The 9,535-nt window shown below is 60.5% G+C and carries 12 protein-coding genes and 1 pseudogene; 7 read left to right on the top strand and 6 right to left on the bottom strand.

The window, feature by feature from the left end; all coding sequences use genetic code 11:
* From AC6RA8_RS18585 to AC6RA8_RS18575, 3 genes and pseudogenes are all read left to right on the top strand, one after another.
* A pseudogene (locus AC6RA8_RS18585) lies at window positions 1-764 on the top strand (DNA polymerase III subunit gamma/tau); the annotation flags it as partial.
* A complete protein-coding gene (locus AC6RA8_RS18580) occupies window positions 764-1,186 on the top strand; it encodes a hypothetical protein (protein WP_500354743.1) in 423 nt (140 codons plus the stop codon). The pseudogene AC6RA8_RS18585 and the gene AC6RA8_RS18580, both read left to right, overlap by 1 nt.
* Window positions 1,187-1,531, top strand: a complete 345-nt coding sequence (locus AC6RA8_RS18575; RefSeq protein ID WP_189368109.1) for a YbaB/EbfC family nucleoid-associated protein — start codon at window positions 1,187-1,189, stop codon at window positions 1,529-1,531.
* On the opposite strand, the gene AC6RA8_RS18570 is transcribed toward AC6RA8_RS18575, so the two are convergent.
* Window positions 1,528-2,097, bottom strand: coding sequence for a hypothetical protein (locus tag AC6RA8_RS18570; RefSeq protein WP_500354741.1), 570 nt, complete (start codon window positions 2,095-2,097; stop codon window positions 1,528-1,530). The two genes, AC6RA8_RS18575 and AC6RA8_RS18570, sit on opposite strands and share 4 nt — an antisense overlap.
* 158 nt (window positions 2,098-2,255) lie before the next feature.
* On the opposite strand from AC6RA8_RS18570, the gene recR reads away from it, so the two are divergent.
* Both recR and AC6RA8_RS18560 read left to right on the top strand, forming a co-directional pair.
* Window positions 2,256-2,849, top strand: a complete 594-nt coding sequence (recR, locus tag AC6RA8_RS18565; RefSeq protein WP_500354739.1) for a recombination mediator RecR — start codon at window positions 2,256-2,258, stop codon at window positions 2,847-2,849.
* A gap of 32 nt (window positions 2,850-2,881) precedes the next feature.
* Window positions 2,882-3,775: a DMT family transporter gene (locus AC6RA8_RS18560; RefSeq protein WP_500354737.1), complete on the top strand. Its 894-nt coding sequence runs from the start codon at window positions 2,882-2,884 to the stop codon at window positions 3,773-3,775.
* Here the strand turns inward: AC6RA8_RS18560 and ltaE are convergent.
* Both ltaE and AC6RA8_RS18550 read right to left on the bottom strand, forming a co-directional pair.
* Window positions 3,763-4,803 carry a low-specificity L-threonine aldolase gene (ltaE, locus tag AC6RA8_RS18555; RefSeq protein WP_500354735.1) on the bottom strand — a complete coding sequence of 347 codons (1,041 nt, stop codon included), beginning with the start codon at window positions 4,801-4,803 and terminating at the stop codon, window positions 3,763-3,765. The genes AC6RA8_RS18560 and ltaE overlap by 13 nt on opposite strands.
* Before the next feature lie 77 nt (window positions 4,804-4,880).
* Entirely contained in the window at window positions 4,881-5,564 is a 684-nt protein-coding gene (locus AC6RA8_RS18550) for an isochorismatase family protein (protein ID WP_500354733.1), read from the bottom strand.
* A gap of 141 nt (window positions 5,565-5,705) precedes the next feature.
* Between AC6RA8_RS18550 and AC6RA8_RS18545 the strand changes: the two genes are divergently transcribed.
* Window positions 5,706-6,602, top strand: coding sequence for a LysR substrate-binding domain-containing protein (locus tag AC6RA8_RS18545; RefSeq protein ID WP_500354731.1), 897 nt, complete (start codon window positions 5,706-5,708; stop codon window positions 6,600-6,602).
* Window positions 6,603-6,622: 20 nt separating this feature from the next.
* On the opposite strand, the gene AC6RA8_RS18540 is transcribed toward AC6RA8_RS18545, so the two are convergent.
* Window positions 6,623-7,375: a DUF1013 domain-containing protein gene (locus AC6RA8_RS18540; protein ID WP_500354729.1), complete on the bottom strand. Its 753-nt coding sequence runs from the start codon at window positions 7,373-7,375 to the stop codon at window positions 6,623-6,625.
* Between the two features lie 126 nt (window positions 7,376-7,501).
* Between AC6RA8_RS18540 and AC6RA8_RS18535 the strand changes: the two genes are divergently transcribed.
* Window positions 7,502-8,128 (top strand): ribonuclease T2 family protein, encoded by a 627-nt coding sequence (locus tag AC6RA8_RS18535; protein ID WP_500354727.1) that lies wholly within the window; start codon window positions 7,502-7,504, stop codon window positions 8,126-8,128.
* On the opposite strand, the gene AC6RA8_RS18530 is transcribed toward AC6RA8_RS18535, so the two are convergent.
* Both AC6RA8_RS18530 and AC6RA8_RS18525 read right to left on the bottom strand, forming a co-directional pair.
* Window positions 8,108-8,968, bottom strand: coding sequence for a sterol desaturase family protein (locus tag AC6RA8_RS18530; RefSeq protein ID WP_500354725.1), 861 nt, complete (start codon window positions 8,966-8,968; stop codon window positions 8,108-8,110). The genes AC6RA8_RS18535 and AC6RA8_RS18530 overlap by 21 nt on opposite strands.
* The coding region (locus tag AC6RA8_RS18525) for a TetR/AcrR family transcriptional regulator (RefSeq protein ID WP_500354723.1) at window positions 8,965-9,535 on the bottom strand (571 nt) is incomplete at its 5' end. The genes AC6RA8_RS18525 and AC6RA8_RS18530, both read right to left, overlap by 4 nt.

Genomic DNA, 9,535 nt, shown 5'->3' with positions numbered 1-9,535 from the left:
AAACCCTGCCGATGCGCGTGCTGACGCGCCTGTGGCAGATGTTGCTGAAAGCGCTGGACGAAGTGGCCAGCGCACCCAATGCGATGATGGCGGCCGAGATGGCGATTATCCGGCTGACCCATGTCGCGGACCTGCCCAGCCCGGGTGATCTGGTGAAAAAGCTGCAAGACAGCCCGCCGCCAGCCTCGCCGATGGGGAATGGCGGCGCGACAGGTGCGGGCCCGTCATCCGGCGCTCAGGCGGTGCAGCAGGCGCAAACGCGCATGGCTGCCAACCCGTCATCCCATGGGCAAGCAACCGCATTGGCGCAGGACCCGGCACAGGCCCTTGCCCGCTATCCGACCTTTGAGCATGTGATTGAGCTGATCCGGTCGAACCGGGATGTGAAACTACTGGTCGAAGTTGAAACCACGCTTCGCCTTGCGGCCTATCAACCCGGACGGATCGAGTTTGAACCGACAGAGAACGCACCGCGTGATCTGGCACAACGTCTAGGGGCCCGGTTGCAGGTGTGGACCGGCAACCGCTGGGGGGTTTCGATTGTCAGCGATGGTGGCGGCAAGACCATTTCCGAAGTGCGCGATGCCGCTGACCTGGAATTGAAATCCAAGGCCGAGGCACATCCGCTGGTGCAGGCTGTCATGGAACAGTTCCCCAAGGCCAAGATTACCGCAATCCGCACCCCGGAAGAGATCGCGCAAGAGGCCCATATCGAAGCGCTGCCAGAAGTGGACGATGAATGGGACCCTTTCGAAGAGGACTGATGCACCTCCTGTCCCCGCGGGGACAAGGTTACGGGTTTGGAATCGCTGCAACTATCTTTCCGAACATCGTGTGGGCAGATGTCTGCGACAAAGAACGCCCCGGCTGGGACGGAGTGCCGGTTGGAACGATTGGGGAAGCCATCAATCTGTTTCTGTCGCCTGCGGGTGTCGCTCTGCTTTTACTATCGCTCGTGGCGCTTCGCTTCCGGCATCAATGGATCGGCTTGGCCGCGGTCATCTTGTGGACCGTCTTCATCACGGTCATCACCATGGCGGACCCATCGGATGTTCGAGCCCTGGCAGTTGTTGAAGGCTGTATTGGGCCACCCACCTTGTTCATCGTGGCCGTCGCTGCAATATGTGTCGGGATTGTTTTGTATACGAAGCCGCGAACAAGCGGCGCAGATGAATCGGAGACTTAGATGTTCAAGGGACTTGGCGGGCTTGGCGATATGGCCGGGATGATGAAGAAAGCCCAGGAAATGCAGACCAAGATGGCCGAGATGCAGGATGAGTTGCACAACGTCATGGTCACCGGCGAAAGCGGCGCGGGACTGGTCAAGGCCACAGCCACGGCCAAGGGCGAGCTGACCGCGCTGGACATCGATCCATCGATCTTCAACGGCGACGACAAGGAAGTGGTCGAAGACCTGATCCTGGCCGCGATCAAGGATGCCCAAGCCAAAGCGCAAGAACGGGCGCAAGAAGAAATGGGCAAACTGACCGAAGGGCTGGGCCTGCCGCCGGGGATGAAACTGCCGTTCTAAGACGCTGTGACATCATTTTCTTGCAGCGGTTCGGATCGTGCGGGCATCTCTTCCTCGCGCTGGCGCAAATGCCTGCGCATCCCCAACAAGAACGCCAAAAATACCATGTAAAGCGTGAAGGTCAGGCTGAGCCGCATGACCCCCTCGCGAAAGGTCAGCACCTGTCCACCGTGACCTGTTTGTCGACGGGTTACGCCATGCTCTGCGCGGTCTGCGTCCCCGGCGCCGCTCGCGGCTCTGTCACTTCCTGAACACGACGCGTACACCGCTTGATCCACGCGCAAGATGTCGTCACGCAGACCTTTATCCACTGTCATACCGCGACCACTTGCCAAAACGAGTGCGGTGTCGATCACGGCGTGCGCCGCGCGTGCATCGCGGCGCTTTGCCTCTTGAAACAGGGTTTGTTTCACAACGTCGGGCGACATTTGCGCCACTGCCCGCGCCAGGCGACGCCGCTGGTGCACGGACACGTTTCCGCCACCATCAAGAATGGAGAGCAGCGTTTCATTGGCGACCCGCAGGGGCATCGGGTAGACGCAGGCGAGTGCAACACCATGCCACATCAGCAGTGCAATTGCTGCTTGGGTTGATCGAGAAAAGAGACGCCGCATTTGCCTGCTTTCATTGCCGCTGGTCGCGCAGGCTAGTTTCGATTCCTTGCGAACTGGTGAACCGCAATAGACCCTTTTTGTTCTGCCAAAAGCGCAATAGGATCAAGGGAATGAGCAGCACGCGCGACATAGACAACCTGATCGAGATGATGGCGAAACTGCCGGGGCTTGGGCCACGCTCTGCCCGGCGGGCGGTGCTGCATCTGATCCGCAAGCAGGCGCTGCTACTGACACCCTTGGCTGATCAGATGCAGACTGTCGCTGCCACGGCGCGAGAATGCCTGAATTGCGGGAACGTGGGCACAAGCGACATCTGCGATATCTGCGCATCGGAAAAGCGTGCGAACTCAGAGCTTTGTGTGGTTGAAGACGTGTCCGACCTGTGGGCGATGGAACGGGCGGGTGTGTTCAAGGGGCGCTATCATGTGCTGGGTGGAACTCTGTCGGCACTCGACGCCATTGGGCCGGATGAGCTGCGGATTCCACGCCTGATTGACCGGGTAGAGACTGAAAACATCACCGAGGTCATTTTGGCCTTGAACGCCACAATTGATGGTCAAACGACCGCGCATTACATCGCCGATCAACTCGAAGGGCGGGTCAAGCTAACCTCGCTGGCCCAAGGGGTGCCCATCGGGGGCGAGTTGGATTACCTGGACGACGGGACGATCACGGCGGCCTTGCAGGCCCGCAAGGCGCTCTAGTACGTGACGCCCCCGCCCCAAGATCCGCATATATGACATCGCGCAAAGACTTTCTGCAGGGCGTGGGCCTGCGCCTGTTGGCTGCCTTCCTGATGACCGCAATGTCGGCGGCTGTGCATGGTGCTGCGGAAACCGTACCCATCGGACAGATCATGTTCTGGCGATCCGCCGTCGCCCTGATACCCATCTGCCTTTACATGATGTGGCTGGGTGACTTTCCCCATGGTCTGCGCACAAAGCGCCCGGGCCTGCATGTCACCCGCAGCATATTCGGCGCGTTTTCGATGGCGATGTCATTCTTGTCTCTGGCCTTCCTTCCGGTCGCCAATGCGCAAGCGCTGGCCTACCTCGCGCCTGTGCTGGTTCTGCCGATGGCCGCTATGATGCTGAAGGAAAAGCTGTCGAGCGCCATTTTCGTTGCCATCGCTCTGGGCTTTGGTGGTGTCCTGTTGCTGCTGTGGGATGCGTTTGAACAACCGGGCGACGGCGCGCTGATCGGGGTCGTGGCAGGGTTAGCCTATGCCATGACCATGGCCTTTGTCCGGGTGCGCACGAAGACCATGACGCTGACCGAAAGCTCATCGACCATCGCGTTTTACTTTGCCGTGGTGTCGGCGGTCATCGGATTGGCGACCCTGCCTTTTGGCTGGGTCGCGTTGAACGGAGCGCCAATGGGCTGGTTGGTTTTGGCCGGGGTGATCGGCGGCGTGGGCCACATCGTTGCAAACGAAGCGGTGGCCCGTGCGCCGGTCAGTGCGCTGGCCCCGTTCGATTTCACCGGGCTGATCTGGGCCTTGGGCTTTGACCTGATCCTGTTTTCCGTCTTTCCCGGAGTCACGGGGTTGCTGGGCGTGTTCGCCATCACCTTTGCGGCGCTGGTCGTGACCTTTGCCGGATCACGTGCCGTGCGCAATCAGTCGAAGTAGCTGCGGAACCCGTTGATGGCGGCCTGTAACCCGTCATCTGTGACATCCTTGTGCAGCACCAACCGCGTTGTGCCAGTTGCCCCGGTCAATTGCACACCATGGGCGGCCATATGGTGCGGCAGGTCCGCAGTGACCCCACCCTGCGGGGTGAAAAAGATCATGTTGGTTGCCTGTTGCACATCCCCATAGGGCCTCAGGGCGTCGGCGAGGGCGGTGGCGCGGGCGTGGTCTTCGGTCAGGCGGCTGGTGTTGTGATCCAGCGCGTGAAGGCCGGCGGCGGCAAGGATACCGGCCTGCCGTGTGCCGCCGCCCAGCATCTTGCGGTAGCGACGGGCACTGTCGATCAGGTCCTGTGAACCGACGAGGACAGACCCAACAGGCGCGCCAAGCCCTTTGGACAAACAGATCGAGACACTGTCGAACATGTCCACCAGCGCGGTTTCGGGGCAGTTGAGCGCGGCCACGGCGTTGAAATAGCGCGCGCCGTCCAGATGTACGGAAAGACCTGCATCGCGACCTGCCTGAACCGCGTCCCCCAAGCGGGTGAGCGGGATTGCCATGCCGTTGTGCGTGTTTTCGAGCCCCAGAAGCCGGGTGATTGGCATGTGGGGGTCATCCTCTTTCACCACTGCGGTGATGTCGGACGGTTTCAGCGCGCCATCTTCGGCGACATCCAGCGCCTCGAACCCTATGCCCCCCAGAACGGAGGCGCCTTTCGCCTCGTAGCGATAGATATGATAGGGGCGGCCTGTGATGATCTCTTCGCCCCTCGCGCAGTGCGCCAACATGCCCACGAAGTTGCTTTGCGTGCCGGAAGTCAGGAACAATCCCGCCTCTTTCCCGAGCCGTTCGGCGAGAGTTGCTTCGAGCCGGTTGACCGTCGGGTCATCGCCAAAGACGTCATCGCCCACATCCGCCTCGGCCATCGCTTTGCGCATCGCGGCATCGGGCCGCGTGACGGTGTCGCTGCGCAGATCGCAGATGATGTTGGCGGGGCTGTCGCCCTCGACCTGAGCATATTGGTTCATGGGGTGCGCCTTTGCGGTACATGGATACGGGCGCGCCAATCGTAGGCGCGCCCACCAGGAACGCAAGGCCGGAACGGTCAGTCGAGGATGGCCGGGATCGGCGGATTGCCTGTCAGGCCAACGCCTTCGCGCACGGCATCGGCATGTGTTGCCGTTCCGAGGAAGTTGTTCATCGCAGCGTAGTATTGACCCATGTGGTCCCCCAGCAGCCGTCCGATGTGCTGGCCGTTAACCTCGGTGTTCGAGGCAAGCTCTGCCAGAACGGCGACCCATGTGGTGACGATCACCCCTGCTGCCGCCAGCCGCTGTGCCGTCACCTGCTGGATCATCGGGTTGAAGTCGGCGCATGCATCCAGCACGACATAGGTTTCGTAGCCGTCTCGCAGGGCCGAAATAGCCGGGAATGCCGCGCACACCTCGGTTGCGAGACCGGAGATGACCAGCTTGCGCCGCCCGGTGGCCTCGACCGCTGCACGCGAGGTGTCATCCTTCCAGAAGTTTACGAAGGGTCGGTCGATCACGTTCACATCCGGGAACAGCGTTTTCAGCTCCGGCATTGTTGGTCCGTTGGGGCCATCCGGCCAGCTAGTGCCCATGATCACGGGGATATTGAACGCCTTGGCCGTGCGGGCATGGCCAAGGATGTTGTTCTTGAGTTGGAGCGGGTCGATTGATGGCAGGAACTGCATCAGCCCAACCTGATGATCGATCATCAGAAACACGCAATTGTCGGGAGTCAGATCGGAAGCGGGTAGTGCCATTTTGTGTCTCTCCTGGGTTCTGTCTTGAATTGGCCGGCGGGTCCGTGCCACCAACGGCTTGGCCCCGCCGCACCACGAAATGGCTTGGGATCGCATTGAAACAATTGAACAAATTCGGAATGCAGCAATGGCAGGAATGGGATGATCATCAGTGATCTGGTAGATGCGCGCATTCTGGTCGAGCTGCGTTTGACTGGTAGCTTTGCGGGCACCGCGCGGGTGTTGAAGGTGCCGACGACAACCGTCAGCCGACGAATCGCCAAGATGGAGGAGCGGGCCAGGTTGCGGTTGTTCGAGCGCACGTCGCGCAAGGTGTGTATTACGGAGGCTGGCGAGGTTGCGGCCCACGAGGCCGAGCGCATGGTTGCGGCTGCCGAGACGGCAGAGCTGACCATAGATGGGTTGCGCGCTGTCCCAAGCGGAACCGTCAGCATCAGCACCCCGACCATCTTTGGTCAGGCATTGTTGGCACCGGCGGCGGCTGGGTTTCTGGCGGCCTATCCCGATTGCGCGTTGGAGGTGGACCTGTCAGACCGCCATGTCGATCTGATCGAAGAACGGTTCGATGCCGTTGTGCGGGTTGGCCCACCCGAAAGTGATGAAATCATCGCGAAACCGTTAGGCACGGTCTTTGCCAGCCTGTTTTGCGGATCGAAAGCCGCTGCGTGCGCAAACCTGGATGATCTGGCGGCTTGCCCCGTCGGGTTGATGCATCCGGGCATGTCGGCAACACCCGGCCTGAGCATCACGTCGCCCGAGGGGCATGTGCACGAGGTCTCTGTCCAGCCGCGCCTCATCGCAATGAACCCGTGGCTGTTGTTGGAAACGGCAGTTCAATCGGATCTGGTGGTGGCACTGCCCGACATCGTGGCGGCCCCTGCGGTCGCGGATGGGTTGTTGCGCCGGGTGCTGCCCGGGTGGCACACGCGCCGCGCCCCAGTGCACTTGGCGTTTACATCACGCCGGTTGATGCGCCCGGCCGTGCGGGCGTTCATCGATCACATGTCGGACGTCTTGCCAGGGCAGTTGCTGCCCTGACCATCGACTTGGGCCGGGATTTAGGGCTGTTCGTCTTCTTCGCCGTCGCCCTTGGGCAGATTGAAGAAGCTGTCGGCATCAACCAAAGTGCTCTCGTCTTCGGTGCTTTCCTCGTCATCATCGGCCAACGAGAAGGTTTCGAGCCCTTCGATGGCTGTCGGAATCTTGGGTTCCGCTTCCATGCCCAGCGACTGTTCAGTGCTGACCAGCTTGCGACGCTCGTCATCGGACATCACGCTGCCCTCTGCCGCTTTCTTAGCAGCTGCCTTTTGAACGGCGGCATCCAGTTCAGACTGTTTGGTCAGGCCAAGGGCCACCGGATCCACCGGCTGGATGTTCGAGATGTTCCAGTGCGTGCGGTCGCGAATCGACTGGATGGTCGGTTTGGTCGTGCCCACGAGTTTCGAAATCTGGCCATCGCTCAGTTCCGGGTGGAACTTGACCAACCAGTAGATGGCTGCCGGGCGGTCTTGCCGTTTGGACAGGGGCGTGTAACGGGGGCCGCGGCGCTTTTCCTCGCCCACGGCGGCCGCGTTGAATTTGAGCTTCAGCTTGTGCAGCGGGTTCTGTTCGGCTGCATCAATTTCTGCTTGCGTCAGCTGGTTGTTGGCAATGGGATCAAAGCCTTTGACGCCCGCGGCCACATCACCATCCGCGATGCCCTGCACTTCCAGTTCGTGCATTTCGACAAAGTCCGCGATCTGCTTGAAGCTGATCGTCGTGTTGTCCACCAGCCAGACGGCGGTGGCCTTGGCCATGATCGGTTTTGCCATTGTCACATGCTCCTATGCATATCTTTCCCGTCGCCTGAAAGAGGCGGCCTTGGGGTCCAAGGCGGGTTTCCGTTGTAGGGGAACTTGGAGGCGATATAGTCGGATCGATTGGAAAAGGGAAGCCTGATGCGTGTTGTTTTGATTTGGCTGGCCATGGCAGCGGGGGCCTGGGCACAGGATCGGTCGGGCGAATTTGACTACTATGTCCTGTCGTTGAGCTGGTCGCCGAACTGGTGCGCCTATGAGGGCGATGCACGCGGATCAGACCAGTGCGATGCGCGGCATGACCACGGGTGGATCCTGCATGGGCTATGGCCGCAATACCATCAGGGCTGGCCGGAGTACTGTCAAACGGCTGAGCGCCCGCCCAGCCGTGCAATGACGCGGGACATGGCGGATATCATGGGCACGTCCGGTTTGGCCTGGCATCAGTGGAAGAAGCATGGAGTGTGTTCCGGCCTGTCTGCCTCCGCCTACTACGCTTTGTCGCGCGAGGCCTATGGCCGGGTGGTGCGCCCGCCTGTGTTCCGCAAGCTGGATAAAACGGTGAAGCTGCCAGCATCCGTGGTGGAAGAGGCGTTCCTGCAGTCCAATCCGGAGTTGGAGCCCGATGGTGTGACCATCACCTGCCGCGAAGGGCATATCCAGGAAGCCCGGATATGCCTGTCCCGCGATCTTGATCCGGTCCCGTGCGGACAGGATGTGGTGCGGGACTGCCGCGCGAAGGATGCGTTATTCACGCCTGTCCGCTGAGGGCTGCCAGCCTGGGGGCCGCATCAGGTAGCGCCATGCCTCGCCCCAGCTGCGGGCGTTGACCACATCGTGCCAGAGCCCGGGCAGTTCCGAGAACCAGACGCGGATCGGGTTGCGGCTGTCGAAGTCGCGCTTGAGGCCATAGCGTGGCGTCTCTTCCTCGGCCTGATAGGTACCAAATAGCTGGTCCCAGATTACCGTGATGCCGCCATAGTTCTTGTCGATATATTTGTCATCACAGCCGTGGTGGACACGGTGGTTGGCAGGGCTGTTCATGACCTTGTCGAACCACCCCAGCTTGCCAATCACCTCGGTGTGGATCCAAGTCTGGTAGGCCAGCACCACGATGATGCCGAAAAAGATCATCTCGGGCGAAAAACCAAGAAAGACCAGTGGGATATGGGCAATCAGGCTCCAGACCCCTTCGAGCGGGCCAAAGCGGATACCGGTGATGATGTTGTAATCGCGCGAGGAATGGTGAACCGCATGCTGGGTCCAGAGCACGCGCACCTCATGCGCAATCCTGTGCTCCCAGTAGTAGGTCAGGTCGGCAGCAATCACCGCCAAAAGAATACCCCACCAGGTTAGTGGAATCTGCCACGGCTGGGCGATTTCGGCCAGGATGTAGTAGATTATGTAGGCCCCGGTCAGAACAAAGATCTGCACGGCGACCGACGGGATTTGCGTGCTGGCACTCACCAACATTTCGGCGATGGTACGGCCCTTGTGGCTGCCCTTGAACAGCACTTCGGCTAATTCAATCAACAAAATGGCAATGCCGATGAAAAAGAAAACCTCATCGATCTGGGTGCCGAGGGTTTCGAGACTGTCGGGACTCATGGACGGGTTCCTTGTGTCAGGGTGCGCCAGGCCAGGGCGGCGGCCTGTTTCGGAGTTGCATCGCCGGCAGCGACCATCGCCCAGCCACCGTAGATAAGGTTTTCATAGGCCTGCACGATCCATTCCGTTGGAACGTGTGGATCGAACGCGCCTTCGGCTTTGGCCATGTCGATGTCATGGGCCAGATCGCGGCTTTGGGTCGCATAGACCTCGGCCACGCGCGGGTCCTGGCTGGCGGGTTCCGTGGCCAGGAACATGTGCCGCGCCGCCAATGGAAGAACGACGGTGAGGGCAGCCTCCAAAGCTTCCGTGTAGGTCTGGCAATGGGCTGTGGCCTCTTCTACCGCGGCATCCAATTCCTTGGCCGCCGTCAGGGTCAGTGCAACCATCAGATCATCGCGCCCCGCGAAATGACGATGCAGCGTCGCGCGACCAACACCGGCATGCTTGGCAACATCGGCCAATGACGCGCCAGGGTTTTGGCCGAACACCTCGAAGGCGGCTTCGAGGATATGATTTACGGTTGATACATTTATGTCTCGCATGAGACACATATGTCTCGATTCG

This window comes from Tateyamaria sp. (assembly GCF_059783535.1).
This window is presented reverse-complemented; position numbering and strand designations above follow the sequence as displayed.

Bases quoted from the DNA above. Each gene is read 5' to 3' on its own strand.
- AC6RA8_RS18580 (WP_500354743.1), top strand. From the start codon at position 764: ATGCACCTCCTGTCCCCGCGGGGACAAGGTTACGGGTTTGGAATCGCT.
- AC6RA8_RS18575 (WP_189368109.1), top strand. From the start codon at position 1,187: ATGTTCAAGGGACTTGGCGGGCTTGGCGATATGGCCGGGATGATGAAG.
- AC6RA8_RS18570 (WP_500354741.1), bottom strand. From the start codon at position 2,097: ATGTGGCATGGTGTTGCACTCGCCTGCGTCTACCCGATGCCCCTGCGG.
- recR (WP_500354739.1), top strand. From the start codon at position 2,256: ATGAGCAGCACGCGCGACATAGACAACCTGATCGAGATGATGGCGAAA.
- AC6RA8_RS18560 (WP_500354737.1), top strand. From the start codon at position 2,882: ATGACATCGCGCAAAGACTTTCTGCAGGGCGTGGGCCTGCGCCTGTTG.
- ltaE (WP_500354735.1), bottom strand. From the start codon at position 4,803: ATGAACCAATATGCTCAGGTCGAGGGCGACAGCCCCGCCAACATCATC.
- AC6RA8_RS18550 (WP_500354733.1), bottom strand. From the start codon at position 5,564: ATGGCACTACCCGCTTCCGATCTGACTCCCGACAATTGCGTGTTTCTG.
- AC6RA8_RS18545 (WP_500354731.1), top strand. From the start codon at position 5,706: ATGATCATCAGTGATCTGGTAGATGCGCGCATTCTGGTCGAGCTGCGT.
- AC6RA8_RS18540 (WP_500354729.1), bottom strand. From the start codon at position 7,375: ATGGCAAAACCGATCATGGCCAAGGCCACCGCCGTCTGGCTGGTGGAC.
- AC6RA8_RS18535 (WP_500354727.1), top strand. From the start codon at position 7,502: ATGCGTGTTGTTTTGATTTGGCTGGCCATGGCAGCGGGGGCCTGGGCA.
- AC6RA8_RS18530 (WP_500354725.1), bottom strand. From the start codon at position 8,968: ATGAGTCCCGACAGTCTCGAAACCCTCGGCACCCAGATCGATGAGGTT.